This window comes from Hymenobacter canadensis (assembly GCF_027359925.1).
Classification (GTDB): domain Bacteria; phylum Bacteroidota; class Bacteroidia; order Cytophagales; family Hymenobacteraceae; genus Hymenobacter; species Hymenobacter canadensis.
In genome coordinates, this window is record NZ_CP114769.1 from 89442 (window position 1) to 116096 (window position 26655).

The window sequence follows — 26655 nt, forward strand, 5'->3', positions numbered from 1 at the left end:
ATTATTGTTTAAATTAATATGAGCAGGCTATTAAATACTTGCAAGTATGCGAGCTTTTAACAGTATTAAATACACAAGCTGATGAATCAACTTTCACCCATTTAGATCAAATTTAATGGATGTCATTTTCATAAATCAGATTATTTGTATGCGAAATAGCAATAATACTTTTATTACTACTTCCAGTTTTGTTAATTTCAAATGTGCCATCACCTAAATCTATTAGGTCATCCATTATAATGATATTATATCGAGTCTCAAGATCCATAACTCCGATAATCCTATCGTGTGATGCGTACCAAAGTTTCTGAAATTCTCTTGAGGAAATTATTTGTTCTAATGGATTAACACCTACGTGCCCAAAACTTTTTTTATGATGTAGACAGTTTTTTACTTCTCCTTCACTATTAATACACACCTTCTTGTTATAGTAAGGATTATACTTCAAAGCTTCAGTGAAATAATCAACATCGACAATATACTTATTTCTATCGCTGCTTTCCAATTCATTAATACTTTTATTCATTACCCGAACCGAATTTTGTTCACTATGAATAAAATCAGGGCAGCTATACCAAACCACTGCTTCCAACTTTTTAAAAGTGGTCGTCAACGAGTAGAGATCTCCCAATGATATCAGATCACTATATTTAATAGCTAAAATTACCGATCGTGTTGTGGTCTGGTCAAGACGATTCAATACGTTATGTAAATCGGGGAGCGAAAAAATATCTGTCAATTCAACTCTTAGTTCAACGTAAGCACAAATAAGATCGTCCAGTTGATCAATAAGGCCATACAGATCAAAGCCACCACCATTATATTCAATTACGGCACTACTGATATGTTGAGAGGAAAGGTATGACAGGTCTAACTCAGGAAATGCACTTGGCTCGCAAGTGTAAAAAGCAAGATTATTATCTAAAAGGAAATAAATATATGAAAACACAGTTTCCCTATTATTATTTCCGTAGCATTTTACCACATCATCGATAGGAGAACAGCTTATTTTTTCAATAAGATCCAACATGGAATTAGGGATAAACTTCATATTACAACGTTGCAAGTCACATATTAAGCTACGGTCTTTGCCCCTAACCGGAATACAAAACGCATATAATTTCAAGTAATTTTCCATGATGTATTTTGTTGATTAAATTTTAGTAAAAACCAATTTTGAAATTGGCTTATTGGAGCTGTAACATTTAAGAAACGTTGATTGGTGCTTAATTGACAAACTAAATTCAGTGTTTGCATACATTTCACCAACTTCCGATATCTCTTCTTTATCCATTATTTGATAGAACAATGGCAATTTATTTAAGTCTTGTTCAAGAACAAATGTTTTAGATTGGTCCATTTTTAGATCGTTTAAAATGTCTGTTGTCAGTTTTTAATGCATGGATTATTATTCTCTGCTAACCAACTAGCAATCTCTCTTTCGACATTATAATTACAGCGTTGAGCTGGAGCACTATATTGCCCGACTGGATTGACTTCCAGAAAATAATATTTATTATCCTTAGTCTTGATGGTGTCGATAGAACCAGTATTTAACTGAAGATGATGCATTAACTTTATCAAGTTTGCCTCATATTCTTCAGGAAGACTATATGGAACCCATGCAATATTTTTTTTGTTCTGATAATTTAGTTTTATATCAACGTTTTTGTTTGAATTATCATTAACAAGAATAGCTGTAGAGTAAAATTTATTCGCCATAAAAAAAGTACGAATCTCAAAATCACCTTCTACTCTCTCCTGAAATAATGAGGGAAAGAAAGTTTCATTGCCTTCAAGTATTTGATTTTTAGTAATAGAAGTAGTGTAAGCTGAATAAGCAAAATTGTCACGCACAAAATATCCACTATGATGAATAGGCTTTGTGATAATACGTTCATTACAATCTTGATAAAAATCCAATAGGCTACTTTTAGATTTAAGGATTTTAGTTTTAGGTACTAGAATTCCCAATGAATGTGCTTCGGCGGTTACTTCAAGCTTATTGACATCTATATTTTTGTAGTTAGGCATCCACTTTTTACCTTGTAGCGCAGTGAAAAGATAGTCAGCTAAGAAACTAAGTTCTACATTAGCTTCTCTTTCAAGCTGAGAGTTTAGCTTTTCACATTGCTCATCTAATTGCAACTCAACTTTTTTATTAAAACGCCTGTACCAAATAACATGAATATCATTTATCAGGTCGATGCCTTTATAAAATATTTTGTTTTGAGTTACATCAATATCTAAATCGTTCTTTAGACTCGCTAAATCATCAATGGTGATTTTAATAAATTCTTCTTTTTGATGTAGTAACCACTCTACAACAGCATCAGTACCTTGTTCATAATGCTGATAGGTTAATATTAGTATCATATTACAAAAAGATTTATTTTAAGCGATTGATTAAAATAAGTAAGGCAGTTCACACGTTGGTATGGACTGCCTTACTTATTTATTTGAATCACATGAAACTATAAATTACTTTTCAACTAGCAAAAGTTTCACGATATTCTAATTCGGGATTAACCGTCGTAGCTATTCGAGTCGACGTCGTCCTTCTTTGAGCAATCGTAGTCGAGTGCCAGTTCGATACCGCCAGCGATGAGGTCGAGCTCCTGCTCGTTGATTTGCTCGAAGCCTTCCAGAGTTTGCAGAGAATTTTGCATTGTATTGGTTGTTAAAAAGTGGATGAGAAAAGAATTACTATTAGTTGTCGTGGCTATTCGAGTCAACGTCGTCCTTCTTCGAGCAATCGTAGTCGAGTGCCAGTTCGATACCACCGGCAATGAGGTCGAGCTCTTGCTCGTTGATTTGCTCGAAGCCTTCCAGAGTTTGCAGAGAATTTTGCATTGTGTTAATTTTTAAAAGTGGATGAGAAATTATTAACCGTCGTAGCTATTCGAGTCAACGTCGTCCTTCTTCGAGCACTCACCGGGAGCGTCGAGAACTAGACCGCCAGCGATGAGGTCGAGCTCCTGCTCGTTGATTTGCTCGAAGCCTTCCAGGGTTTGCAGAGAATTTTGCATTGTGTTGGTTGTTAAAAAGTGGATGGGAAAAGAATTACTACTAGTTGTCGTGGCTATTCGAGTCAACGTCGTCCTTCTTCGAGCAATCGTAGTCGAGTGCCAGTTCGATACCACCGGCGATGAGGTCGAGCTCCTGCTCGTTGATTTGCTCGAAGCCTTCCAGAGTTTGCAGAGAATTTTGCATTGTGTTAATTGTTAAAAGTGAATGAGAAATTATTAACCGTCGTAGCTATTCGAGTCGACGTCGTTCTTTTTTGAGCAATCGTAGTCGAGTGCCAGTTCGATACCGCCGGCAATGAGGTCGAGCTCCTGCTCGTTGATTTGCTCGAAGCCTTCCAGAGTTTGCAGAGAATTTTGCATTGTGTTGGTTGTTAAAAAGTGGATGAGAAAAGAATTACTACTAGTTGTCGTTGCTATTCGAGTCGGTGTCCTCTTTCTTCGAGCACTCACCGGGAGCGTCGAGAACTAGACCGCCGGCAATGAGGTCGAGCTCTTGCTCGTTGATTTGCTCGAAGCCTTCCAGGGTTTGCAGAGAATTTTGCATTGTGTTGGTTGTTAAAAAGTGGATGAGAAAAGAATTACTACTAGTTGTCGTTGCTATTCGAGTCGACGTCGCCCTTCTTCGAGCAATCGTAGTCGAGTGCCAGTTCAATACCTCCGGCAATGAGGTCAAGCTCCTGCTCGTTGATTTGCTCAAAGCTTTCCAGAGTTTGCAGAGAATTTTGCATTGTGTTGGTTGTTAAAAAGTGGATGAGAAAAGAATTACTACTAGTTGTCGTTGCTATTCGAGTCGACGTCGCCCTTCTTCGAGCAATCGTAGTCGAGTGCCAGTTCAATACCTCCGGCAATGAGGTCAAGCTCCTGCTCGTTGATTTGCTCAAAGCTTTCCAGAGTTTGCAGAGAATTTTGCATTGTGTTGGTTGTTAAAAAGTGGATGAGAAAAGAATTACTACTAGTTGTCGTTGCTATTCGAGTCGACGTCGCCCTTCTTCGAGCAATCGTAGTCGAGTGCCAGTTCAATACCTCCGGCAATGAGGTCAAGCTCCTGCTCGTTGATTTGCTCAAAGCTTTCCAGAGTTTGCAGAGAATTTTGCATTGTGTTGGTTGTTAAAAAGTGGATGAGAAAAGAATTACTACTAGTTGTCGTTGCTATTCGAGTCGACGTCGCCCTTCTTCGAGCAATCGTAGTCGAGTGCCAGTTCAATACCTCCGGCAATGAGGTCAAGCTCCTGTCCGTTGATTTGCTCAAAGCTTTCCAGAGTTTGCAGAAAATTTTGCATTGTGTTGGTTGTTAAAAAGTGGATGAGAAATTTTTAATTGAAAAAAGAATTTATTATTGTGTTTTTTTGACAGCAGTATGTTTATAATTAATATTTTCAAGTTGACTAATAATTATCATAAACACTGTTTCATTAATGATAACCGATGTTTCAATACTGCATTACCACCAAGTGATATTTATATATTCGCTAGTTTAAACTGGCGTTTTACATCAACAGTTATTTCCTGACACATCCTCCCATTTAATGCACTACCCTTCTAATTTCTTCTCTGTTAGCATTACTATTAGCAGAAGATCGTATTTTTGAGTTTCCAAATTTATAAGCCAGGTTAACTCTAACACTTCTCTGATCTTTATATGAACTATAATACTGAGGAAGACCGTTAACCGTACTCAAATATTGTGGTCGATCAGTTTTAAGGATATCATTCGCAGAGATGGTAGTCTGTATTTTTTTATTAAAAGCATTAAACTTAAATCCTGCATTAAGCGAATAATAGCTTGTAGTTACATCAATTCCTGATAGTTCCGGAAATTGATACCACACACCCATTTCAGCGATAAGCCCTTTTTCTTCATTTATAACAATACTATTATCAATTGACAGGTATCCACTAAGCCCACTTAAACTTTTTCGAGTATTAGGAATGTATGATTCTACTGAATTGTAGTAAAGCTTTGCCTGAGCATTAATCTCAACCCACTTAAGCTGATTATTTGTAAAACTCTCGGCAATACCGTACGAATATTTTGTTAAGAAATTCAGTGGGGTAGTAATAATATCTTTGGAATCTTGCGGAGTATAAGTTAATTGTTCGAATGCATTATTTTCGCGAGAAAAGAACAATGATGTATTTATATTCTTATTATAAATGTGATTGATTTCTAAATTATTAGTTATCGAAGGTCTAAGGAATGGATTACCAACACTATATATCTGTGGAGTATTAAACCATTTGAATGGACTTAGTGCCCAATATGCTGGTCTGTTTATTCTTTTTCCATAACTGAACGCTAATTCGTTCGCTTTGCCAACTTTATATGTTACATAAGCCGTTGGAAATATCTTGTTGTAAGTATACTTATTGACTTCTCCGCTAATTTCAGACTTTCCAATCGCTTGGGTCAATTCGTTCCGAAGCCCTAATTGAATTTCTAGATTATTTATCTTCTTAGAAGCACTCGCATAAAATGCTTGAACGTTCTCATCATATTTGAAAATATTTCGCAAGCTATTATCTATGATGTATTGGTTGTCTATTTGATTATAGAACAGTAAATCACTTTCGCTTGAAACACTGCTTAGCTTGCTGCCAAAAGATAAATCCGCAAATTTTACTGGCAATATGAAATCCACCTTAGCACTAATAACTTTAATTTTTTCACTACCCGAATTCAAATAATTACTCTCCTCGTTATTCCCATTTACAAGTCTATTGGAAAAATATCGACTGTTATTATCCGCATTATCAAGTACATCAAAGTTTAATTTTAGCTGCTTACCTAGCGAATCAATAAGCACGTTATAATGTAAGTTAACGGTATTATATCCTGTCTTCCTTACTCTATTTGCGATAGTATTTATAGTTGAATCAGCACTTTCTCCTTTATTTCGGTAGGATATTCTACTATTTTCTGAAATTTCTGGACTACTTTTACTAGCCAAATATTGAATTCCAATAGTTGATTTTTTATTTATTTTATAATCTATAAATAACCTGGCACTCATGTTCTTATTAAAAACAGTTGAGTTTCCGTTTTTTGAATAGTACTGATCATAGAGTTCTATGTTTTGTTGATCAGTTATCCTGAATGATCCTTCACCTACATTAATACTACTTGCTATAGTTACTTTATTTTTTTGAAAATTTACACCAATATTCCCCCCCAATCGGCTATAAGTTGCCTGAGTATTACTTGCTCCAATAACTACGCTATAGGAGTCCTTTAGTGGATTTTTAGTTTTAATATTTATTAACCCACTATTACCTTGTGCTTCATATTGAGCAGGAGGGGTAGGAATAACTTCAATCGATGATATATCATCAGACTTGATAGATTTCAGAAATGCTGTCAAATCGTCGCCGGATAAGTAGACTAACTTGTCGTTAATCATCACGGCTGCTTTACTTTTACCTATAATACCGACTTCACCATTTCTCACTCTTAGTGATGGGGTCTTTTGAAGTAGCTCTAAAGCATCACTCCCATTAGAATTAATACTATTTTCAACATTATAGATGAGACGATCTATCTTTCTTTCTACTAATTGTTTTCTACCTTTAATCACAACTTCTCTCAGCGCTGTGACTGCTTTAGTAAACTGACTTTTAATTATAGTATCCTTACTCAAAGTAATATTAAATTGCATTGGATCGTATCCCAAATACAGAATTTTAATTTTATAGTTTTTGTTTAATTCGCCTTTAAATTCATAACCTCCATTTGCACTCGTATAAATAACTTGCTTTTCTATACTATCTTGATAAATTATTACATTGGCATATTCTAGTGGTTTATAAACTTCATCTGTAACATTGCCCTTAATGATTGGATTATAATTTTGCCCAAAAGAATTGACACTAGCTACGATGAAAAAAATTAACATCAGTAGTTCTTTCCTCTGTTTCAATTTATTTTTCATTGCATTTTCATTTAACTATGCTGAACTATTTAAACCAATTAACCGGTATTAGTGACATCTATACTCGAAATTTGTCAGGAATTTTCTGTGAACTCATTTCGCAAACGTCCTCCCGTATTTATATTGAATTCAATACTCATCGGCTTATTCATTTAAATCATTCAACGTTATCTTTTCCCCTTGTATCTGTAACAAACTTACTTTAGTCCCTTGGCCGTAGAAAGATTATTACACCAACTGGACATTCGTATGGACGAACGCACGTGGATGCAGCCGAGCGGTCTGAATATCCAGCTAGTAAAGTCCGAGCAAGTCAAGTCTATCAAAGCACAGATTTGCGCACAATACTCTGACAATCAATTACTTGTATATTAATTTGTTGCGCTATTGGAACGAATACCGTTCCTTCCCTGACAAATGGAGTTGCTGTAGCTATTGATCTGCGGAATCACAGGCGTAAGCTGAGACGAGCTGTAGCCGCCAGCTTGGGTTTTGGAGCTGTTGGCGCATAACTACTGCTACATAATGCTGACCAAGCCTTCCCTGCAGTGATGAGCACATTCCCGTATTCTTAGTGCAAGCGTACTTATCGGGGAAGTGGTGCTTGAATAAGCTTCGTCAAAAAAGCAATGTTGAGTAACCCAGGAGTTGTCTACACGTTAGGCGTTGCCGACCTCTACGAATTACCTCCTCAATGCATGGACCAGTTAAGGGTACCTAACAAAACTGGGGTTTGTATATAGGAGCTATGGCAAAACCACTGGTTTAAGATGAGTTTTAGATCTTGGTAGCGCCGTTGCTACCGCCGGCCGCTGCGCACCCGAAAAGAGGCCGGCCGCGGGTAGGAAACCGCGCTGCGCTAACAGGTATCCTATTCGCGTTACGCAGCAGTATTCCGGGATAAATGCTGCCGGCCGAAATGGACTGCGGGTGGGGCATGACCTCTTGGCGCCACCCACGTGCCTGGCACAAGGCCGGGGTTGTGGCAGCGTCTGCACCAGGTGTTGCAAGACCAACTTAACGTGGCCAGACAACTCGATTGGTCCTGTGCCAGCCCAGACGCGCCAAGCATTCCGGCTGCAAAAGCGGGGCTTAAACCGGGCCGAATCTGATGGATTGCGGCAAGCCGGGCACCAACTGCCACCTGCTCGTTTACCGCCGTGGCACGCCGCTAGCGGTGCAGTCGAGTAGGGCTAACCAGTACGAATCGACTGTATTCAACACGTTGCTGGATGCGGTTGAGCCCGTATGCCAGGTGCGCGGCCGCCCGCGCAAACGCCCTACCAGACTGCATGCGGAAAAAGGCTACGACTACTGTAAGTGCCATCCAGCGCTACGCAGCCGCTGCATCGAGTCGAGCGAGCGCGTGGGGTGCCACCGCTGGGTGATCGAGCGGATCTTCGCTTGGCTCAACCGCAACCACCGTCTGCGCATGCGTTACGAACGCCGCGACGACATCCACCTGGCCTTCACTAAGCCTACCTGTGCCCTCATTAATCTTAAGGCATGCATCAGGTTTACTTAGTTACTCTAAGTCCCGAAAGCGCGTGGCCGTGTACTGGCTGCCCTGGTCGGAGTGCACGGCGAGCCCGGGTGCGGACTGGCGCACAGCCAGCGCCCGGCGCAACGCTTCGTGAACCAAGTCTTCGGGCATCGCCAGAGCGCATGTCCCAGCCCACAATTTTTCGCGATTAGGCGTCCTGCCAGCTGGCCAACTAGAGCCAGCCGCCGCCCTGTTTGGGCAGGCACGTGATGTTGCCTACCAGGACCTGGTTAGGGGCCGTGGGGGCCGGCTGGACCAGCAAGCGGTTAACCGCCACGCGCCTGCCGTGACCCCAGGTAGCGGTAGTGCGAGGTACAAACAGCGGGGCTGCTGGGCGCGCAGTAGCTGCTTAGGTCTACCTGCAGCACCGTGCAGAGCGCCCGCACCGGCACAGCTGCGCGGTGCTGGTCAATGAAGCAGTAGCAGCTCACGGAGTTTCGCGGTTGAAGATGGCCAAGGCTTTTTTTAATATGACCAATTCGCGCTGCAGACGCTGGTTCTCGGCCCGCAGTGCCCGCCATTCCGAGTCGCGGGTCTGCTCCACGCTACCCGCTGCCACAACGGTTTGTTACTGCTGCCGGCGGTAGCGCAGCTTCTTGCTGATGCCCAACTGCCGGGCCGCCGCTTGGGGCGAGTGGCTTTTGCCGGCCAGACGCAAGGCTTCGGTCTTGGATGCATCGTCGTATTTGCGCCGCTTATCCGGCTTGCTGACGTGCAGAGATGTTGCCATGACGGCAGGAAAATACGTCCTTATTCCGTCCAGCCTCACTAGACCACCTCATAATAGTCTCCACATCCTGGGAGCTTTCCTATAACATGAACTCTTGCCAGTCAAGCTCCTGCTCTGTAAGGGAGGATAGTAACACAAGTCCAACGCCCATTAATCCTTGACGCAGGTCGTCAACTGGCAATACCTCAATACCAGCTGCCAATTCTTGCCGGACTAGCTTCAAGGTTTGGTCTAGCCAGGAGTGATACCCTTGCTTGTATGCTGGATGGCCACTTAACTGATAGAGCTTCCGATACAACATCACTACTCCAGCTGCGCCCCGGTCAAACTGCGCGCAAACTATGCCCGTAGTGCAGCTCGTAGTTCGCAGCAAAGTACTGAGCCCAACTAACTCCGCAATCTTCGCTAATTCCGCATCCTTGAGTAAATCATGGGCCTCGTACAACACCCAAGCTTGTCCTAAGTCGCCCTGATGCCAGTTCATTTCCGCACTATAGCTGATCTGTCCCGTAGCTTTGCAGAAGTGGTCCGGAAAAATTGAATATCGGCATTCCCCAAAGTCAACTGCCTGTCGTAACGGCAGTAGTGTTAGAATCCCGTCCCGGACTTTTTGCTGGGTATGGGAATCCGATAGACCTTTTCGGCACAACCTCACCAGCAATAGAAGTTCACCTGCTTGTCCCGACGTCAGTCCAAGTAGTATAGGATCTGCCTGCTCCAGCTGGGCACATAAAGGCAGCAGTAATTGAATGTTTCCCCGGATGCCTTCATCATCTAGGCGTAAGCTGAAGTAGCGAAGAATTGAGAAGATGCGCGCACGGTTGGCCGCCGCGGGAAATAGCATCAGGCATTCCTGTAATAAATTCTGATCATGGGCACGAAGAACCGTTTGGATTCGCTGAGCTACTACAGGCTGTTGCACCCTAAGCCGTGGATAGAGCCACGCCAGCAAAACCAAATGCTCATTCTCTATTTTCAACGGGGAATAACTTAAATAATCAAGGATTTGTACGCCCATCTTTTGGATAAGAACAGCATCCTGCTTCTGCCCAAAAACGGTGTGAACGCAATATTGATAACAAGTAGAACTAAGTAATTGCAGCAGCGTGACACCCTCCCGGTTCCGCTCTATAAGCAGCGAATGTAGGAGCTGCCAACCCTGCATAACGTTTATTGGCAACTGGTACACAACGTCTATTGAGGAAGATCCACTGAGTGGAGGTAAAGAAAAGATTGCATCCTGCGCCTGATGATAAAATCCACAACGACAGCTTGTTGACAACAAGCTGTCGTTGTGGGTGCCCAGGTTAGCCGCAAGGCAGTGAAGCAACCACGCGATTAAAGGCAGAATTAGGACTGTGCTCTCATCACTTTGCGTAGTAAAGCCAGTTTTTTACAAGAAAGTAATCTCCGTAACGGTAGCAACGGAGGTAGGGGCCGTTGCAGAACCATGAGCAGCCTTCTTGAATCGGGTAACAATAGTCTTCGTGAATTGAAACTTGGGGTTATTATTCGCGTTTTTCATCAGATTCTATTGTTTGAAGAAATATGGATAGAAATGCGTTTGACTTGAACAAACGTAGATGATTGGTAAAATTTACTAAAAACTGTTACACCAATCCCCCTATTAGATAGACCAACCCTGCTTTTCTTGCATTTTGAAGCAGTACCGAATCTGCCCCCCCCCCCGCCCGTATGGATGCAATGCACGGGGCTAGCGACCAGGGAGGGCTTGATAGCCTGGAAACAGAATATCCAGGCAAATTGGAGGTTCTGGCGATCTAAAAGCTCCCCAGAACCTCCCGGAGCAAAAACCTTATGCCTACGCCCGCAGGATGGCTAACAAGTAGCTCATTGTTGCTTTCGACTGCATCAGACAAGGTGCCTTTGCCGAGCCACCGCGGGCCACGCGCGTAATGGGCAGCAGATTATTGAGCCGAGTACTGAAGATGCCATCCTGTAAAGTCCGCCCCGTGCTGACTGACGACTTAGGGTATTTTCCTGGGCAGCTGCACCGGTGAATTGGTGGTTTCCGGGCGATTACTGCTTGACCCGCAGCTGCTGCTGCTTCACTTCAACGCGCCGCGCCGCTTAGTTGACTCGCCCACTACTAACGGCAAAGTCGAGCGCTTCAACTGGCTCCTGAAGGCAACCATCATTCGGCGTTGAACAAACTATAGTCCCGGTCAAAGAGCACCCACAAGCCTGTCTACTGTTCTACGATCACGCCAAGCAGCAAGGATACCGATGCGGGTTGACGCCACGCGAATTTTTCTGTGCCTAATGGCATAACCGCCTAATTAGCTTCCCTTGTAACCCGCCCCAACTAAGTTCGGGGCTATGCTGCTAGTAGAGTGAACGTCCATATTTGATAGTTTAGCACTTACTTTCACTGTATGAGAAATAGTGCTATAAAACTTAAGCCAATCCTGCTTCACTCCATGGCTTGGGTTGGCTTCATCATATACGAACTACTCATCGGAATTGCGATTCGCCCCGCATCGATCAGCCTGCTCGAAACAGGGATGGGATTTTGTATTAATGCGACACTGTTTTACACCAATTGCTTAGTACTAATGCCCTGGCTTTTTGCCCGGCGGCGCTATGTGCTTTACTTCCTCTCCCTTGTAGGACTATTAGGGTGCTTCATTGTGATACGACATATCCTTAGGGTTGATGTCTTTCCGTTGTTGGGCATCCCCGTAGCCACCCCCATAGTTTCGCTAAGGATCTTCATTGCCGAATCACTTTACCGGGGCATGTACTTTTTGTTGCCAAGTATTGGCTATTGGTTCGCGCGCAATACTATCCAATTGGAACAGCAAAAACGCGAGCAGGAGCATGAGTTGCGAGTAGCCGAAAAGAGCCTGATGGAAGCCAATTTATCGTTTCTAAAGAATCAGATCAACCCACACTTCTTATTCAACTCACTTAACTTTCTTTACGCTCAAGTGTATCAGTATTCTGAACAGACGGCTAAAGGCATTCTGTTACTGTCAGATATAATGCGTTATGCACTGCAGGAGGACGACGACAATGGCAAGGTGATGCTGAACAAAGAAATTCAACACCTTCACAATTACATTGCTATCAATCAGTTACGATTCAACAATCAACTTCAGGTACAGTTTGAAGTCCGTGGCAACTTGCAGTTCATGATGATCCTGCCACTGGTCCTAATTACATTCGTAGAGAACTGTTTCAAGCATGGAGAGCTATCAGACCCGCGTAATCCGCTGTTGATTCAACTCAGCATAGTCAATAACCAACTAACTTTTCACACCCATAACATGAAACGTAACGGTCCCAAGGAAAAATCAATGGGCATCGGCTTGGCCAACACCAAGCATCGGCTTGAATTGACATATCCAAACCGCTATACTTTGACTATAAACGATGAGCAGAATCACTATACTTGCCATCTTACTATTGCCTTGTAAACTATGATTTCTTGTCTAATCGTGGACGATGAACAGGGAGCGATAGATATTCTACGCACGTTTATCGAGAAAACCCCTTTCCTGAGTCTGCAGGGTAGCACAACCAATCCTATTGAAGCTCTAAGTATAATTCAAAACCAGCCGGTAGACCTGCTGTTTCTGGATATACACATGCCTCAGCTTTCGGGTCTTGACTTTATGCGCCTACTGAAAGGCCATACCAAAGTTGTTCTTACCACTGCCTACAATGAGTTTGCTGTCGACGGATTTGAACTGGAAGCCTTGGACTATTTGCTCAAGCCCATTGCATTTGAGCGATTCCTGAAGGCTGCTCAAAAGGCTCTTAACGTCGCTATGGAGCCTTCTTCGCACTGGCAGGTAGCCGAGAAGAAAGATGATTATATCTTTGTTAAGACGGAGAGCAAAGGCAAGATGACCAAGGTTAACTTCGATGAAATCGTATTTGTGGAAGGCATGAAAAACTATCTTTCCATTAATACTTATGAAGATCGAATTGTCACGCTACTCAATATGAAGGACTTAGAAGACCGGTTACCTTCCCAACAATTTATGCGCGTGCATAAATCTTACATTGTGGCTTTAAACAAGATTAAGGCGCTCGACGGCAACCAGATATTGTTCAAGAACATAAAAGCCTACGTGCCATTAGGGGAAACCTACCGTAATGCCTTTTTCGAAGCCTTAAATGAGAAGATGATGGGCGGCAAGAAGTGACTCAGTTCTGTTTCCGGTGAATCGCCTGCTGCGACGTATGGTGCCGGTGCAGAAAATCGTAAAGTAATAGTTCGTGTAGGCGTGCCTGAACCGGGATCAAACGGTTCAACAACATGTGCAGGTAAGAGCCAAGCAATTGCTCCTTACTCAGACTTACCGCGCGCTGCTTAATCAGCAATGTTAGCTCTTGCGCTGTGGCTGCCAGTGCCGGGGGGACTATGGCTGCTTCGGTCCGCGCCAGTACTTGCTTGATGGCCGTCCGAGCCGTCCTGTATTTAGTATCGAGCTGCAGTTTTAAGTTCTTATCGAGATTGAATTCCCGCCCAAACTGGTCCTTCAGCCCCTGTAACAGTGCTATTTTTTCCGCCGCCGAACACTCAAAAGCCATCAGTAATTCTTCCATTGCTCCCAATCCCCACAGCCAGCTATCTGCCTCTCCATTTTGGCTGGCCAGCACCTCCAACACTGCCTTGCTCTGGTAACCAAAGAGTTGTTCAGCCAACTCAATAGCTTGACTACCGTAGCGCTCCAGCTCACGCCGGTAAGTATCAGTCTGTAATTTCCAGATTACCCCGCTAGCAATAAAAGGCTGCAAATAGCTGCTGATGAGCAATATTATCTCCCCAATGCGTCGAGGATCAGGCAAATGGAATCGCAGGCGCAAGTGGTTCTCAGGATCAGCGTAGCGAATAAAAAACCAGTTATCTATTAAGCTTTGTTGCTGCAACTGCTGGGTTAAGGGCTGAATAGCTTCCAGTAGGACACTATCGGCCGCCTTTTGACCGCAGTATAGTTTATAGTAAAGCCACTCCGACCCTATTGAAAATTCACGCTGCTCGGTTGTTGGCCTGCCGGCAAGCGGCCCAAGCCGGTTTACGGAGTAGCTTGGTTGCTGCCGCACTAATTGTGCAATAAATTGGTGAGCATACGGCTGCCCCATTGAGTCGCGTACAGGACTCGTGATGGGATCAAACAAGAATTCTTTCACCTCAATACAGGACCGGTTGCGAATAATATCAAGCCAAGTCTTTACCACTGAATCGTTTTCGGCATCCACCAGAAGCTCATTATCACCATCAGCAAGAGTGAACAGCCGAGGCAACTTCCACTGTTGTCGGAACTGACGAAAGCAAGCAGCACTACTGGCCGGCTCCGCAGCTAGCAGTGATTTCAAATCTGCCTGGTTGAAGCGCCAGCAAGCAGGCTCTAGCACCACTTGCCGATAAACAAGGCGGGGCAGAAACGTATGGTGCTCCGATACTGATTGCCAACTGAAACCTAGCTTTGGCTGCAGGCCCTGAGTTTGCAAGTCGCCTAGCAACTGATACACTGGTAGCGCTTCATGCGCAAAATTGTGTGCTGTGCTTAACCGCGGAATAATCTGCTGTCCTGTGCGGCTGGAGCGTAACACTAGTTGCTGATCCCTTACTGATAGCAGCAGTTCCTGTACCTGTACTTGCTCGGTCGCGGGCCGCGTCGACTGGGCCAGATAAGGAATTTCCACAGCTCGTAAACTCGGCCGTAACAGTATATTACCAACGCGGCTAGCGGGTAGATGACAGATTTCGGCAAATATTACTGCCGGATTATAGTCTTGCTCTTGCTCCACAATAGTGCGTACTATGTGCTCAATTGCCGGTACTGCGTGCCCAAAGCGGCTTAATAAATTGACGGCACTTGCGCCCCCTACACTTTCAAGTAGCACTTGCTCAGCTCCAACTAACCGAAACATTACGCTCACAGAAGGGGGAAGGGGCTCGGCAGCTGGTGTAAAATTCTCTACCTCAAGTCGCGTTATTTCAACAGTATACTGTCCAGCTCGCGCCGCTGACAGTAGCTTCTGATACATGTACTGCTGCACCGGCGATTGTGCGGTAGCGGATCCAAGCGGCTCAACCATTGGTAGGACCAGATCGTCAATCAGAGGGGAATAACTGCTCTGGCCGTACTCGGTGTAGGATAAACCGCTTTCGTTATCAAGTGCTTCTAGCAGAGGCACCTCCCGGTCCTCGTAGCGCGCCTGAAAGCGCCGCCGAAAGTCATTGAGTCGCGTTTGTTGCGGCGCCGGAGTCAAGTAACGCAGTATGTCCAGCGCGTCAAGCAATTGGTCCTGCAGAGCTGTCGCTAGCGTAGAATTAGCCGACAGGCCCGTTACTGCATCGGTCTGAAACAGTTTACCAGGCTCAATAGGGACACCTAAAGGGGCTAGGGTTTCTATGATTCGTTCGTAAGAAGCCGCGAGATTAACGGGTGCTTGGTCTACTGCCGCTAACTGCTGGCGAACATTCTCTAAAATATGAGTTGCAGTGGTAAGTTCCCCTGCCTGAGGGGCAGCCTCTACCAGCCGAGTTAGGACTTGCTGAATACGGAAAAAAAACTCTTTGCCAGTAACAGTAGGTTCAAGTTCATGTACCAGTACTTGGGCCTTAATTAGCTCATCAATGAACTGCGCAGCGTGCTGCTGATCATCTTCTTCGTCACTAAGTACGGCAATCAGTTCCGAGTACTGCAAACCTGCCTGGGCAGCTGTCAGCAACTGGTACAAATACGCAGATCCTTCGACGGCACTAATCTGATGGTGTCGGATCCCGTGGCGGTACTGATGCTCAATGTAGCGCAGTTCGTCTCCTACTCGGTAAATACTAGTATTGGGCCAGTAGCGCAACTGGGACTTACTAGTGGGATGCGCTGCCAGTCGGTGGGCTAGAGCACACAAGTAGTGCATATCCAGACGTGTGTGCCGAGTCGCATTTTCTGGTACTACTTCTATCTGACTCTGCTTACCCCACGTTACTATACCACACCCAGCAAACAGGCCAAATGGAGTACACCGGCTGAAACTACGCAGATAGTAGCGGGTAAGGGAACCACGCAGCTTTTTTACCTTATGGGAATCAGTAAGCTCACCATTTTGCCACTTATGGCACTGCTCGTACAGCGCTGGGGAGGCTAAATATACTGCCTCCATGAAGCGCTCATTGGCTAAGAAGGTCTGAATGGTAGCGTAGTCGATGGTCAGCTGAAAAGGCTGGGTAGGAGTACGCAAAATGAGGTGAGGATGGAAGCAATAAACATCTTTCATGAAGAACAGATTGCATAAAACTCCGAATGCCGGATAGTTTAGAATGTACTGCTGCCCAAAAAACCGGGCATTTTAAGGGGGATTTGTTAGGCAAATTTGTGGTGGGTTGAAGGTAGAGGTTTGGGCGAAGAATTAGGCGGGAGGGGCCCTATAAAGGCTTGATGGGGACGGTGGTAATTGTAGTAGGGAAAGTAGGCCTGCCGCTGCTCGTAGAGGTAGTGGCTATTGATGGCGGGGTTGAGGTACAAGCACTCCCTTTTGACCGAGCGCCAGAGGTGTTCGATGAAGGCATTATCGGTGGCCCGGCCGCGGCCGTCATGGCTAATCTGGCAGCCGACAGCCAGCAGCGCCTGCTCGAAGGGCTGGCTGGTAAACTGGCTGCCTTGATCGGAGTCGAAGATGAACGGGGCGGGTTAGGTGGCCAACGCCGTGTGCAGGGCCGTAAGGTAGAAACCCACGTCGAGCGTGTTGCTCAGCTCGAAGCTCAGCATATAGCACGAGTGCCCGTCAAGCACGGTCACCAGCTAGAACAAGCCCCGGTCCATCGGCACGTAGGTGATATCGGTGCTCCAAACTTGGTTTGGCGCCGTCAGCACCTGTTCGCGCAACAGGTACGAATAACGCGTTTTGCCTTCGCCAGGTACCGACAGGCGTAGTTTTGTAGTACTCCCTAAAAGTTGGACAGTTTCTGGCGGCTATCTTAGTCAACGCCATGAACCCAAAACGCACCCGTCGCCGCTTTACTGCTGCCTTCAAAGCAGAAGTAGCGTTAGCCGCCCTGACGGAGCGGCACCCGCTGGCTGAACTGGCCACGCGCTACCACTTGTCCGTCGCACAGATTAGCCGCTGGAAGCTGCAGTTGCGCCAGCAAGCGGCGCAGGTCTTCACGGAGGCCAGCCCGGCCGCACCAGCCTCGTTGGATGTAGAACCGCTGTACGCCGCCATCGGCCGGCTGCAGATGGAAAATCAACTGCTAAAAAAAACGTTGCCGCCATGCGCGTAGCCCAGCAACGGGCCCTGGTGCAAGCCAGTGCCGAAGGCTCGGTGCAGGCCCGCTGCCAGGCGTTGGGGCTGGCCCGCAGCAGTTACTACTACCAGCCCCGGGGCGAAAACGCGCTGAACCTGGCGCTGATGCGCCTACTCGATGAGGAGTTCACGCGCCACAACTTCAAGGGCGTGCTGGGCCTGCGCGACCACCTGCGCCAGTTGGGCTACCCAGTCAACGAAAAGCGGGTGCGCCGCCTGGTGCGGCTCATGGGCCAGGAGCCGGTCTATCCCAAACCGCGCCTGTCGGTGCCCGGCCAAGGTGTCACGCGTTATCCGTACCTGCTGCGCGAGCGGGTGCTGACGGCTCCCAATGAGGTCTGGAGCACCGACATTACCTATTTGCCTATGGCCCGGGGCTTCCTCTACCTGGTGGCTGTGCTCGACTGGCACTCGCGCTACGTGCTGAGCTGGGAGCTGAGCAACACGCTCGACGTGGGCTTCTGTCTGAGCGCGTTGTCCGGGGCGTTGCAACAGCAACCGGCCCCCTTTATCTTCAACTCCGACCAGGGCAGCCAATTCACCAGCCAGCCATTTGAACAGGCCCTGCTGGCCGCCGGCTGCCAGATCAGCCGCGACGGCCGGGGCCGCGCCACGGATAACGCCTTCATCGAGCGGCTCTGGCGCTCGGTCAAATGGGAGTGCGTGTACCTAAATCCGGCCACCGATGGCCAGCACCTCTACCAGCAGCTGCACGCCTACTTTACCTACTACAATCACCAGCGGCCCCACCAGGCGCTCAAGGGCCTGACACCTGCCCAATTCTTCGCCCAAACCCCTACCTTCAAACCTTCGTCAATTTGCTTAACAAACCCCGCCTAAACTGTCCAGGTTTTGGGGAGTAGTACATTTAGCCGCAAGCTAGCTCCTGGCCCATCAGGGGCACGAGGCGACGTACGCGCATTTCATTGACAGCATAGCCCAATAGGCACATCAGCGCCAGAATTAGTGCACTTTCGACTCAGGGCTGGTAGTAGTAGCTGCTACGGGCTAGCTCCAGGGCCTAACAGCGGGCCTGCACCGAACCATCGCTGCGGGCCTGTATTAAGGCGCGTTACTGGATTACGCACATGGCAACAGCATTTTTTTAGCTGGTTTTGCATTTGCAGCCGCCTGATGGCTGCGTAGAGCGATTCCACGGCCAGCGCGGCGGGAGCAACCGCACTCACTACTTGCGCAGTTGACTGCTAACTAAGTTAATACGAGCTGCAATAGATATGGCTATTTTGCTTGTAGTGCGCTTATCGTCATCGGAAGAATCCGTGTCAAACAAGTCGTAATAGCCAAAGGTAAAGCCCGCGACTGGATTGAACGGATTCCGTTCTTTAAGAAAAAATACACCAAAACTTGGGTTTACCCGGGTGTTGTGACTAGCAGAGAAGTTCATTGTATTGCTTGCCAAAAAGCCTACATTCTCCAGATTAAGCGGCACAAAGTAAAAATCCAGGTTCAGAGGATAAATCGTTTCTTCCTTATAATTGCCAGTATAAATGGTCTCTTTAGTAACCACTTTTCTGGTGACTTTTGTTACTGAGTCTATGAGTGTACGTGTGTCTTCGCGCGTACTTTCTTCTAGCTTGTTAAAATTATTGTCGCGTTTGCGCCCAATAGTAACACCCGATAGGATGGTACTGTTGATACTGCTGACCCGTGCTTGCCAGTAGTTTAGCCCAATACTGAAGTCCGTACCGGTGAACCCTTGCTTTTTGATCTGTTTATCGAATGCGTTGTTAGGTAAAAACAGCTTAAAAGCAGAACCGGTTAGGCCTCCGTTACCCACGAGCCACAAATCCCAGGCAGGGGGCACTGTATCTAGTAACGCTTGTCGCCTCGCTAAACGCACTTCTCTATCCGGCTCTTCATTCACACCCGCCAGTTTAGCAGCCCAGTCAATTCGGTTTGTCTTTAGCAGAATTCCTAGGCGCAAAGAGGCCCCGGCTCCAGTTACCAAGTTGCCACTGGAAAACACGTTTGCGATACTGTTTTTTATCTCGGCAGATCCGGTTACGCCGATAAAGAAATCACGGCTGTGCTTACCATTGGGGTTGAAATAGCTGTAATAACTTGCTTCCGCCTTCTTTTCAAGTGTAGAAAAAGCAAGAATTCCCAAGCTAGAGGGCAGTATTACCTTAGTTGCTTTTGCCGCTTCTTCTTTCTCCTTGGCAGAAGTGTCTTTGGCCGTAGTTGGAGAAGGCCCGTTGTTGAGACTGATAGAGGAGCCCGCCGACCGCAAATTCAAGAGGTTTTGTCCCCATGAGACATGCGTTAGTAAACAACAGCTAAACAATACGATACCCTTGCGCGAAGTTCGTGTCATCACCGTCTAGTGGAATTTCAAAGTCAAATTGCGCGTACCCACTGCTGTTGAAGGGCTTGTAGGAATCGTAGGGGCCGTATTTGACATCATCTATTGAAACAGTCATATTGCATTTCACCCCAGGGTTGCCCACAACCACAATCACTAGGTCCAGGTCATCATCATTTTCTATGGGAAATCCATCTAGTTGGATTTTCCAACGCCCATTTTCCAGTTCGAAATCATTGGTATCAATATCCCGTCCCTCAAGATTACAGTAGTCTACTCTGCGAACGGTTTCACTAAATTCGATGATGACTTCGGACTTTGTCATAGTGAGGGAAATGGAAAGCCGTTTCTGTGATGTTGTGAGTTGTCAGAAAATAAGACAACGCGTTGAGAAGGTAACAGGCTGTAGCACTGAACACATCAGTGCTACCACTACTTATTGATTTACACACACGCCTGCGTCACCCTTTGGCATACTTTACTCTCCATAAACGGTAATCGAGCAGGCATTTCATCGCGGCTTACGAACCGCGGCCACCATCTGCCGGATAATAGGTGCCTGTTGCTTCATGTCTGCCTTTCGGCCCAACGGCAAGGCCACTTCCGCATGGCTCAAGATCCGTTCGGTTGGGATATGCCACCGATCTGCGACGTCCGCCACGAGGCGGATTAAGCTTTCGAACTGCCGCTCGTTTTCTAGAGCAGCGATCCCCGTTACTTCGATGCCAATAGTATTAAAATTAGACAGGCCGTGAGCGGCTCGCCCCACATGGTTGGCTTTGCTTGCCTCGTCGGCAATGAAGGAAATCGTCCCATTCGACTGCACCGCCCAATGTGCCAGTGGCCCGGGCAACTGGGGTAACCCCTCTCGCAGCGTAGCCACCGCAAAATCGCCAACCATTGCGTCGTGTAGGATGATAGCCCGGCGCGTCGTATCTCCCGGATGCGACGCGGGCCGCATGCCGGCCGGGTATGGCACCCCAGGGGCCGCCCGGACGCGCTCGACCATTGCCGGCACGTATGCAATCGGCCGTGCTACGCCCGGCGGCAGGTTGGTCGCTTCGGCTGATGAGCCGGGTACCGGTTGCCCCGTGCCCGCGATCCCAATGAGCGAGGTCAGGGAACGGTCGTCGAGCGTGATCAACCCATTTTTGGCAAAAAAGACGAGGCTCTTGGCGCGTTCCTCTGCTGTCGCGGGCTTGATCGCTTCCTTGATAAGGTCGTTTTGCAGCTGCACCCGCTGGTTGGTGTTGCTGACGAACCCGTTCACAAACGTGCCAACCAAGCCCAGCGCCCCAGCAAAGATGCCCACCACGAGTGGATTTGACCACCGGTCAACGCGGCTAGCACCCTCTTTTAGTCGCAGTTCGCGGTCCCGCAGCGACTGGTCGGCAAGCTGCAGCAAAAGGCCATATTTTGTTTGTAGACACTTCAAGGTTTGCTCGTCTGCCGGTGTGGCTGGCGACAGTTCTGGAAACTGCTCGATGATCACTTGCACCTCATGCCGCGGCCTGTCCGTCAGAGGGGTATCCATGTCTCAGTCAATTAATATCAAAAGGAAAATGCACTTCTAATTCCCCCCAGAGGCTGCGCAACTGTTCCCCTGCATATGGGTGCCAGCCCGCTTAGTCCTCATGCCTTGGCTTTGTTACCTAACCGACGGATAGCCACCAACGACAGATAGCCACTGCGTGAAATACCTCCTTCGAACCGGTTCATTTAACTAGTCTCAAATGGGGGTTGCTCTCCGCGCACCTATAATGCTTACCGTCGCGGCAGACCGGAATTAACTATGTCGAATTGGCCCGGACGTCTACATGACGAAATCGATAGCCGATAAGCGTGGAGTGACTGGACTGTCTATAGCCTAATCCCCGCTAGCACCCAATACTGCGCCCAGCTGCAGCAGCCAGCGCACATACGCCTGCAGGCGGCTGTAACGGTTTGCTATGCTGGTCACGGTTGGTGGAAAAACGGAGCCAGACCTAAATGCCAACGGGTAGTTGATTACGAAGAATATAGGCGGCTTACGACTGATCGTCGTCCGACTCAGGACAGCTTAGCTCAGCCCCACCAGTCGAGCAAAAACCGGTGACCGTTGCCGAAGAACAGCGCTTCCAGTACTGGCTCCACCTCCGGCAAACCATTGGAGCGGGGCAGCAGTTCGGGCGCGTCGTCGCGTAACTTGCGATACGCTTTTTCGGCTTTAGGAAAAAAATCAAGTAGTTCCTGCCGAAAGCCGGGCAAGTGGTCGACGGTACGGGCTGCCTTGATGGAGTCGATTAGGCCGTCGTAGTCTGAGCCCAGACACACGAAATCCCAGGCATTGCGCGGCACGGCTGCGCCCAAGTTTTTGATGACGGCCACTACGTGCAAAACGTTCAGGCAGAACAAGTACAACTCGCGCGTGCGGCGGTCTGCTTGCCCTAGTAATTCGTTGCCGAAGCCGACGGGCAGCAGCTCGGCACCGGGCACCGCGCCGGCCTCCTCCTTTTCCGCGAGCGGGGGCAGTGCCTGGCTCAGCTCCGGAAAGTAGGCCGCGAAATCATCCCGCGAGAAGTAATCGAAGTCGTGGTCGGGACCCTCCAGGTTGCGTTGCACCACGTCCTGAAAGCCCAGAATTCGAGCGTCGAGGCTGATGCCAATGAGCCCGCCGCTAAGCGCGATTTCTTCAATGTCGTCGTCAAACAACCCGATACTAGAAGCGTTGAAGAAGACGTTTTCCTTCACAAGTCCCTGCTTGAACTGCCCGGCCCGGTCGCGATTGAATCGCAGCCGGACACTAAACGGGTTGGCTGCTTCCACTCCGTACTGGACCAGGTGACTGCGCATCTGCCGGCGCCGAAACCCGGTCACGCCCATATGAGTGGCCACGACGGGCCAGGTGTTGTTGGGCCCGGGGGCCAGGAAGCCATCGGGCTGTTGGGCGAGCAGCTCGCGGCGGTAGGCGAAAAACTCGTCGCGTCCGCGGGCACTCATGTGTTTGATGTCAATGAGAATAGGGTGGGGGATGGCTTTTGTGTCGACACAGGCCCGCACTACGTCGCGGCCCAACTGCGTGAGTCCGCCGAACTGGGGGCGGGCGGCGGGCACGTTCTTCACCAGCTTGAACCCGAAAGCGTGGCTGCACAAGGGCTGCTCCGGCACGTGCGAGAGGTGGGTGAGGGTTAGGTAAAAGAAGTCCAGCGTGGGGTCGGTGCGGAATTTCCGCACCTGCTCTACTGGGTCGTATGGCCCCACCAGCTGCCGGATGGTGCGCTGGCTTAGTGAGTGCCCGCCCTCGATGGCCAGGGCCAGGTTCAGCATGCCAGCCTGCAGTTGGGCCTGCACCGGCTGGCCTATCTTGCGGTTTAGCAAGTTGATTTTATGGGTGAGGGTGGACGCTGGTTTTGCCGACTCCTGCGCTACCCATTGGTAAAAGGCTATTTCTTTGTCGAGCAGCTGGGCATAACTGCCCTGGCTTTGGTTCACGAAATCAATGAAGCGACTGTCGAGCACAGCCACCACATCGCGCCCGAAAAACTCCAGCTCCAGCAGCTTCAGCAGTCCCTGCCGGCTGGCGAAAACATACTCCATGGCCAGTACCGCGGCTATGCCCAGGCAGGTCTCGGTGGGCTGTTTGCGGGCCATGGTTTGGGCCACGCTAGCTTGGTTTTCCAGGATGTGCCCGGCCAGGGTGTCGATAACCGACCCGATGCCCGGCAGCCGGACGGGCAGCGTGCTGCTGCCGTTCTGCCGGTCGGCGTCCTCAAATTTGGTCACGAACCGCTTGAAAAGCGGGTGAAAATGAAAATCAAACGTGTTCATCGGGTGGCCGCTTTAAGGGTTTGAGGCAAAGGGGCTAATACTGGGGTTTTGGCTGGGCTTGCACCTGCTGCAAGGCGCGAAGGCGGGCGTAGGCCATGTGGCTCGTGCGGTTCGGGCCGATGGAAGCCTCCAGGGCGCTGCCGGCCCGCCGCACGCCGGCGTAGCTTTCCAGTGTTTTGGCAAACAGCTGGGCCGGCGAACTCAGCGGTGCAGGCCCCGCCAGGGCCAGTTCGAGCGGCTGGCTACCCAGCGCCCCGGCAGCAGTGGCTCCGCGCCCTAGCGCCTCGCCTTGTACCTGCTGCCAGTCCTGGTATTCCAGCTCGCGCACGGCCAGTGGGCGCTTCACGTCGGCTTTTTCGATGCCCATGGTCCCTAAATAGGCGTGGCGAAGCTCGGCCGGGGCGGGCAAGGTCAAATCAAGCAGTGCCTTAATATCCAGAATGCCGGCACCAAACTGGCCGGACGGCAGTCCCGGCGCCTTTCGGGCCGACCGCTGCACGCTCAGCCGGAAGGCCTCTACCCGGTGCCAAGCTTGCGTGTAGGTAGTGCCAATGGCCGCCTCGTTTTTGGCCAGCCACAGCATGGCCGCGGCCGCAACGTGTGGGGTAGCGAAGCTGGTGCCGTTGCCGTAGCCCATGTCTTCCCGGTTGTCATCGGTGAGAATGGGCACGTACACGTCTTCTCCCGGCGCGGTAATGTCCACGGCCGGCCCGCGGCAGCTGCCGGACCAAGGCGCGTCAATAGGGTTCGAGGCCGCCACGCAGATGACTCCTGGATATTTACCCGGAGCCACCACAAAGGGCACTTCGTTGCCGGCGGCACAGGCCCAGATAACTCCCCGCTCATAAACCGTGCGGGCCAGGTCCTCGAACATTGAGTTACCTAAAGTGCCCATGCTCATCGTCAGCACCTGAAAGCCGTGGTCTAGAGCCAGCTGCACAGCCCGCGCTACGCGCTTAACACTCCCGAGCAAAATGACCGACCGGGCCACCCGGAAAGGGGCTAGGTGCGTGCGGGCCGTGTAGCCGCCGTTGCTCAGCTCGTGCAGCAGCCCGAAGTTGCCATCGTGCGCGGGCACTACTCCGCTGGCCGCTGCGCCAATGAGAATGCTGCCGGTGCGGGTGCCGTGGCCCGGATTCCTGCCCAGCCCGGTTTGCAGCGGGTCGCGGGCGTCATCGTCCTCGTCAATGGCGTCGTAGTCGGCGTTCAGGTTGTAGCCTTCCCGCACCTTCGAATGGTCGGTGTAGCCCGTATCCAGCTGCGCCAGCTGCAGGCCCGCCAGAGCGCGCAGCCCCTCCGGCTTGAGCTGGGCGGCCACTGCCTGGACATCGTAGCCGGTGGCGCGCTGGTTCCAACGCCGGATTTCTTTAAGGTCAGCCGCGTTGCTGGGCTTGAGCTTTGCCAGCCAGGGGCTGGTGGCCAGCCAGCTGTGCAGGAAGCGGGGCTCGTCCCATTCAGCCCGGCCGCGGCCGCTTTCCCAAGCTTTTGGTCCCGGCAGCAGAGCTGCTTCGGCGGCAACGTCGACCGCGCTGGGGGCCATATAGCGTGGTAGGTCCGGCTCGGCCTCTTCCACACCATCGAACCCTTCCAGCTGCGCAGCCACAGCCCACGGGTCGCTCACGTTCGGCACCGTAATCACCAAGTAGGCCCGCAGGCGTGATGGCACCTCGGCAGGAATCAGCTCTTCGATGCCGGCCCCGGGCAGCTGTTGCCGCAGCATTGCCAGGAGGTGGTCCCGCAGCAGGGGTACCGGGCTTACCCGAACGATAAAATCGGTCGTTACCCCCCCGCCCCAGTTAGTACTAGCGGGCGTTGGCAGAGACTGAGGAGCGGTTGCTAATCCCCCCCTGGCCCCGGTTGCCAGCAGCGGGGGGAGATTACTATTTAAACCAGAATTACCCGTCATCATCGCCTGGGCAACGGCTTCTTTTTGATGCATGGCGGCTACAAGTTGTTTTTTTAAAGAGGCCATAGCGGGCGGTACCGGCGCTTGGGTAATGAAATCGACCAGGCGACTGACTCGTACTCCCTGGTTGGCAATCCAGTCGATGGCGTCGTCGGCGTCGCCTTCCTGCCACGGCCGGCCGTCGCGGCGCAGCACCCGGCCCTGTGCATCGAGGCGAGGCACGCTGGCCCGGTGCAGGGCAATGGCTTCGCCGGTGCCCAGCCCTATCACCAAGCCGCCGCTCGAGCCTTCCAGGGTATCGCTTTCATAAAAAAGGTGCTTGTCAGCATCGGGCTGATTGGTCACCAGCAGCAGCCGGGTGTCGCGCAGCGTTACCTTTTTATAATCGCCCTGTGGATGCTGAATCACCATGCAGTTTTCCGACTCTATCACCTTGCCGCTGGCCCCGTCGAGGGTCACGTAGCCGTAGTCGCTCAGGGCCTTGCCTTCCTGGCTTTGGCTCTCCACAGCCACTACCGTGAAGTCCAGTTCCACTTCTTCTCCGGCCGTAGTGGTTTCGCGGGGCGTGAGGTAAAACAGGTCGGGACGCAGCCAGAAGGTTTGGCCGTTCTGAGGCTTGCCTTCCGCGCTGCGCTCGTAGCCCAGCATGATGCAACTGCCCTTGGCCAGCTCCGCATTGGGCAGCACGTGGTGATTGGTGAGTAGCAGCCCTTCGCCAATCAGCCAGCCGGTGCCCAGGCCCTGGCCGGCTGGCAGCACAATGCGCCCCACAGCCCGCGAAAAATTCACTAGCTTCTCTAGGATGCAGGCTTCCTGCAAATCCAGCTGGCTGCCCATCATCCGCTCTTGGGCGCGCGCAAACGCTTGGGCGTGCCCGCCAGGCAGCCAGTCTTCGTGCGCCGTTTCGCGGTCCAGCCGCGCCTGAATGCGCGCCGGGTCAGGCGAAACATCTTCCAAAGGAATCAATCCCTGACGAAACAGTTTGGTATTGCGTCGAATACGGTCGATTTCCAGCGCGAACAGCTTATACTCATCAGCGGCCGACTGCACCACGGCCCAGTTGGGGCGGATAACTGCCATATCATCAAAGTGAGAGGTTATTTAGAAG

General features: G+C 49.5%; 26 protein-coding genes and 1 pseudogene. 5 read left to right on the top strand and 22 right to left on the bottom strand.

Going from position 1 to position 26655, the window contains the following annotated elements; translation table 11 throughout:
• Nucleotides 1-112: 112 nt before the first annotated feature.
• The 13 genes from O3303_RS21535 to O3303_RS21595 form a co-directional block, all read right to left on the bottom strand.
• Complete coding sequence (locus O3303_RS21535) at nucleotides 113-1138, bottom strand: hypothetical protein (RefSeq protein WP_269562282.1); 1026 nt, start codon at nucleotides 1136-1138, stop codon at nucleotides 113-115.
• A 248-nt stretch (nucleotides 1139-1386) separates the two neighbouring features.
• Nucleotides 1387-2376, bottom strand: a complete 990-nt coding sequence (gene gwsG / locus O3303_RS21540) for a grasp-with-spasm system ATP-grasp peptide maturase (RefSeq protein ID WP_269562283.1) — start codon at nucleotides 2374-2376, stop codon at nucleotides 1387-1389.
• Nucleotides 2377-2525: 149 nt separating this feature from the next.
• Nucleotides 2526-2669, bottom strand: coding sequence for a ComC/BlpC family leader-containing pheromone/bacteriocin (locus O3303_RS21545; protein ID WP_269562284.1), 144 nt, complete (start codon nucleotides 2667-2669; stop codon nucleotides 2526-2528).
• Nucleotides 2670-2709: 40 nt separating this feature from the next.
• Nucleotides 2710-2853 carry a ComC/BlpC family leader-containing pheromone/bacteriocin gene (locus tag O3303_RS21550; RefSeq protein WP_269562285.1) on the bottom strand — a complete coding sequence of 48 codons (144 nt, stop codon included), beginning with the start codon at nucleotides 2851-2853 and terminating at the stop codon, nucleotides 2710-2712.
• Nucleotides 2854-2885: 32 nt separating this feature from the next.
• Nucleotides 2886-3029: a ComC/BlpC family leader-containing pheromone/bacteriocin gene (locus tag O3303_RS21555; RefSeq protein ID WP_269562286.1), complete on the bottom strand. Its 144-nt coding sequence runs from the start codon at nucleotides 3027-3029 to the stop codon at nucleotides 2886-2888.
• A 40-nt stretch (nucleotides 3030-3069) separates the two neighbouring features.
• Nucleotides 3070-3213: a ComC/BlpC family leader-containing pheromone/bacteriocin gene (locus O3303_RS21560; protein WP_269562285.1), complete on the bottom strand. Its 144-nt coding sequence runs from the start codon at nucleotides 3211-3213 to the stop codon at nucleotides 3070-3072.
• A gap of 32 nt (nucleotides 3214-3245) precedes the next feature.
• On the bottom strand, nucleotides 3246-3389 hold the full coding sequence (locus O3303_RS21565; protein ID WP_269562287.1) for a ComC/BlpC family leader-containing pheromone/bacteriocin: 144 nt from the start codon (nucleotides 3387-3389) through the stop codon (nucleotides 3246-3248).
• A 40-nt stretch (nucleotides 3390-3429) separates the two neighbouring features.
• A complete protein-coding gene (locus O3303_RS21570) occupies nucleotides 3430-3573 on the bottom strand; it encodes a ComC/BlpC family leader-containing pheromone/bacteriocin (RefSeq protein WP_269562288.1) in 144 nt (47 codons plus the stop codon).
• Between the two features lie 40 nt (nucleotides 3574-3613).
• Nucleotides 3614-3757, bottom strand: a complete 144-nt coding sequence (locus O3303_RS21575; protein ID WP_269562289.1) for a ComC/BlpC family leader-containing pheromone/bacteriocin — start codon at nucleotides 3755-3757, stop codon at nucleotides 3614-3616.
• 40 nt (nucleotides 3758-3797) lie between these two features.
• Complete coding sequence (locus O3303_RS21580) at nucleotides 3798-3941, bottom strand: ComC/BlpC family leader-containing pheromone/bacteriocin (protein WP_269562289.1); 144 nt, start codon at nucleotides 3939-3941, stop codon at nucleotides 3798-3800.
• Between the two features lie 40 nt (nucleotides 3942-3981).
• On the bottom strand, nucleotides 3982-4125 hold the full coding sequence (locus O3303_RS21585; RefSeq protein ID WP_269562289.1) for a ComC/BlpC family leader-containing pheromone/bacteriocin: 144 nt from the start codon (nucleotides 4123-4125) through the stop codon (nucleotides 3982-3984).
• Between the two features lie 40 nt (nucleotides 4126-4165).
• A complete protein-coding gene (locus O3303_RS21590; protein ID WP_269562290.1) occupies nucleotides 4166-4309 on the bottom strand; it encodes a hypothetical protein in 144 nt (47 codons plus the stop codon).
• Nucleotides 4310-4552: 243 nt separating this feature from the next.
• The gene (locus tag O3303_RS21595; RefSeq protein ID WP_269562291.1) at nucleotides 4553-6955 is read right to left on the bottom strand and encodes an outer membrane beta-barrel family protein; all 2403 of its coding nucleotides are present in this window, start codon (nucleotides 6953-6955) and stop codon (nucleotides 4553-4555) included.
• A 781-nt stretch (nucleotides 6956-7736) separates the two neighbouring features.
• Between O3303_RS21595 and O3303_RS21600 the strand changes: the two are divergent.
• Nucleotides 7737-8480: pseudogene (locus O3303_RS21600) on the top strand (IS5 family transposase).
• Between the two features lie 586 nt (nucleotides 8481-9066).
• Here the strand turns inward: O3303_RS21600 and O3303_RS21605 are convergent.
• Together O3303_RS21605 and O3303_RS21610 are read right to left on the bottom strand one after the other, a co-directional pair.
• Nucleotides 9067-9228 (bottom strand): hypothetical protein, encoded by a 162-nt coding sequence (locus O3303_RS21605; RefSeq protein WP_269562292.1) that lies wholly within the window; start codon nucleotides 9226-9228, stop codon nucleotides 9067-9069.
• A 79-nt stretch (nucleotides 9229-9307) separates the two neighbouring features.
• Nucleotides 9308-10393: a lanthionine synthetase LanC family protein gene (locus O3303_RS21610; protein WP_269562293.1), complete on the bottom strand. Its 1086-nt coding sequence runs from the start codon at nucleotides 10391-10393 to the stop codon at nucleotides 9308-9310.
• A gap of 1231 nt (nucleotides 10394-11624) precedes the next feature.
• Between O3303_RS21610 and O3303_RS21615 the strand changes: the two genes are divergently transcribed.
• The gene (locus O3303_RS21615) at nucleotides 11625-12668 is read left to right on the top strand and encodes a sensor histidine kinase (RefSeq protein ID WP_269562294.1); all 1044 of its coding nucleotides are present in this window, start codon (nucleotides 11625-11627) and stop codon (nucleotides 12666-12668) included.
• 21 nt (nucleotides 12669-12689) lie between these two features.
• Entirely contained in the window at nucleotides 12690-13403 is a 714-nt protein-coding gene (locus O3303_RS21620) for a LytR/AlgR family response regulator transcription factor (RefSeq protein ID WP_269562295.1), read from the top strand.
• Between the two features lies 1 nt (nucleotide 13404).
• Here the strand turns inward: O3303_RS21620 and O3303_RS21625 are convergent, their stop codons facing one another.
• Nucleotides 13405-16485 carry a lantibiotic dehydratase gene (locus O3303_RS21625; protein ID WP_269562296.1) on the bottom strand — a complete coding sequence of 1027 codons (3081 nt, stop codon included), beginning with the start codon at nucleotides 16483-16485 and terminating at the stop codon, nucleotides 13405-13407.
• A gap of 86 nt (nucleotides 16486-16571) precedes the next feature.
• A complete protein-coding gene (locus O3303_RS22080) occupies nucleotides 16572-16886 on the bottom strand; it encodes an integrase core domain-containing protein (protein WP_350356637.1) in 315 nt (104 codons plus the stop codon).
• Nucleotides 16887-17197: 311 nt separating this feature from the next.
• On the opposite strand from O3303_RS22080, the gene O3303_RS21630 reads away from it, so the two are divergent.
• Nucleotides 17198-17488 carry a transposase gene (locus tag O3303_RS21630; RefSeq protein ID WP_269562297.1) on the top strand — a complete coding sequence of 97 codons (291 nt, stop codon included), beginning with the start codon at nucleotides 17198-17200 and terminating at the stop codon, nucleotides 17486-17488.
• Entirely contained in the window at nucleotides 17479-18351 is an 873-nt protein-coding gene (locus O3303_RS21635; RefSeq protein ID WP_269562298.1) for an IS3 family transposase, read from the top strand. The genes O3303_RS21630 and O3303_RS21635 overlap by 10 nt, the downstream gene beginning before the upstream one ends.
• Nucleotides 18352-18697: 346 nt before the next feature.
• On the opposite strand, the gene O3303_RS21640 is transcribed toward O3303_RS21635, so the two are convergent.
• The 5 genes from O3303_RS21640 to O3303_RS21660 form a co-directional block, all read right to left on the bottom strand.
• On the bottom strand, nucleotides 18698-19846 hold the full coding sequence (locus tag O3303_RS21640) for a hypothetical protein (RefSeq protein WP_269562299.1): 1149 nt from the start codon (nucleotides 19844-19846) through the stop codon (nucleotides 18698-18700).
• Complete coding sequence (locus tag O3303_RS21645; protein WP_269562300.1) at nucleotides 19809-20159, bottom strand: hypothetical protein; 351 nt, start codon at nucleotides 20157-20159, stop codon at nucleotides 19809-19811. The genes O3303_RS21640 and O3303_RS21645 overlap by 38 nt, the downstream gene beginning before the upstream one ends.
• A 186-nt stretch (nucleotides 20160-20345) precedes the next feature.
• A complete protein-coding gene (locus O3303_RS21650) occupies nucleotides 20346-21368 on the bottom strand; it encodes a peptidoglycan recognition protein family protein (protein WP_269562301.1) in 1023 nt (340 codons plus the stop codon).
• Between the two features lie 530 nt (nucleotides 21369-21898).
• Nucleotides 21899-23596 (bottom strand): amidohydrolase family protein, encoded by a 1698-nt coding sequence (locus O3303_RS21655; RefSeq protein ID WP_269562302.1) that lies wholly within the window; start codon nucleotides 23594-23596, stop codon nucleotides 21899-21901.
• Between the two features lie 79 nt (nucleotides 23597-23675).
• Nucleotides 23676-26627: a S8 family serine peptidase gene (locus O3303_RS21660; protein ID WP_269562303.1), complete on the bottom strand. Its 2952-nt coding sequence runs from the start codon at nucleotides 26625-26627 to the stop codon at nucleotides 23676-23678.
• Nucleotides 26628-26655: the final 28 nt, after the last annotated feature.

What these genes read in the sequence shown, in the direction of transcription:
- O3303_RS21535 (WP_269562282.1), bottom strand. Translation starts at nt 1,138, where the DNA reads ATGGAAAATTACTTGAAATTATATGCGTTTTGTATTCCGGTTAGGGGC.
- gwsG (WP_269562283.1), bottom strand. Translation starts at nt 2,376, where the DNA reads ATGATACTAATATTAACCTATCAGCATTATGAACAAGGTACTGATGCT.
- O3303_RS21545 (WP_269562284.1), bottom strand. Translation starts at nt 2,669, where the DNA reads ATGCAAAATTCTCTGCAAACTCTGGAAGGCTTCGAGCAAATCAACGAG.
- O3303_RS21550 (WP_269562285.1), bottom strand. Translation starts at nt 2,853, where the DNA reads ATGCAAAATTCTCTGCAAACTCTGGAAGGCTTCGAGCAAATCAACGAG.
- O3303_RS21555 (WP_269562286.1), bottom strand. Translation starts at nt 3,029, where the DNA reads ATGCAAAATTCTCTGCAAACCCTGGAAGGCTTCGAGCAAATCAACGAG.
- O3303_RS21560 (WP_269562285.1), bottom strand. Translation starts at nt 3,213, where the DNA reads ATGCAAAATTCTCTGCAAACTCTGGAAGGCTTCGAGCAAATCAACGAG.
- O3303_RS21565 (WP_269562287.1), bottom strand. Translation starts at nt 3,389, where the DNA reads ATGCAAAATTCTCTGCAAACTCTGGAAGGCTTCGAGCAAATCAACGAG.
- O3303_RS21570 (WP_269562288.1), bottom strand. Translation starts at nt 3,573, where the DNA reads ATGCAAAATTCTCTGCAAACCCTGGAAGGCTTCGAGCAAATCAACGAG.
- O3303_RS21575 (WP_269562289.1), bottom strand. Translation starts at nt 3,757, where the DNA reads ATGCAAAATTCTCTGCAAACTCTGGAAAGCTTTGAGCAAATCAACGAG.
- O3303_RS21580 (WP_269562289.1), bottom strand. Translation starts at nt 3,941, where the DNA reads ATGCAAAATTCTCTGCAAACTCTGGAAAGCTTTGAGCAAATCAACGAG.
- O3303_RS21585 (WP_269562289.1), bottom strand. Translation starts at nt 4,125, where the DNA reads ATGCAAAATTCTCTGCAAACTCTGGAAAGCTTTGAGCAAATCAACGAG.
- O3303_RS21590 (WP_269562290.1), bottom strand. Translation starts at nt 4,309, where the DNA reads ATGCAAAATTTTCTGCAAACTCTGGAAAGCTTTGAGCAAATCAACGGA.
- O3303_RS21595 (WP_269562291.1), bottom strand. Translation starts at nt 6,955, where the DNA reads ATGAAAAATAAATTGAAACAGAGGAAAGAACTACTGATGTTAATTTTT.
- O3303_RS21605 (WP_269562292.1), bottom strand. Translation starts at nt 9,228, where the DNA reads ATGGCAACATCTCTGCACGTCAGCAAGCCGGATAAGCGGCGCAAATAC.
- O3303_RS21610 (WP_269562293.1), bottom strand. Translation starts at nt 10,393, where the DNA reads ATGCAGGGTTGGCAGCTCCTACATTCGCTGCTTATAGAGCGGAACCGG.
- O3303_RS21615 (WP_269562294.1), top strand. Translation starts at nt 11,625, where the DNA reads ATGAGAAATAGTGCTATAAAACTTAAGCCAATCCTGCTTCACTCCATG.
- O3303_RS21625 (WP_269562296.1), bottom strand. Translation starts at nt 16,485, where the DNA reads ATGAAAGATGTTTATTGCTTCCATCCTCACCTCATTTTGCGTACTCCT.
- O3303_RS21630 (WP_269562297.1), top strand. Translation starts at nt 17,198, where the DNA reads ATGAACCCAAAACGCACCCGTCGCCGCTTTACTGCTGCCTTCAAAGCA.
- O3303_RS21635 (WP_269562298.1), top strand. Translation starts at nt 17,479, where the DNA reads ATGCGCGTAGCCCAGCAACGGGCCCTGGTGCAAGCCAGTGCCGAAGGC.
- O3303_RS21640 (WP_269562299.1), bottom strand. Translation starts at nt 19,846, where the DNA reads ATGACACGAACTTCGCGCAAGGGTATCGTATTGTTTAGCTGTTGTTTA.
- O3303_RS21645 (WP_269562300.1), bottom strand. Translation starts at nt 20,159, where the DNA reads ATGACAAAGTCCGAAGTCATCATCGAATTTAGTGAAACCGTTCGCAGA.
- O3303_RS21650 (WP_269562301.1), bottom strand. Translation starts at nt 21,368, where the DNA reads ATGGATACCCCTCTGACGGACAGGCCGCGGCATGAGGTGCAAGTGATC.
- O3303_RS21660 (WP_269562303.1), bottom strand. Translation starts at nt 26,627, where the DNA reads ATGGCAGTTATCCGCCCCAACTGGGCCGTGGTGCAGTCGGCCGCTGAT.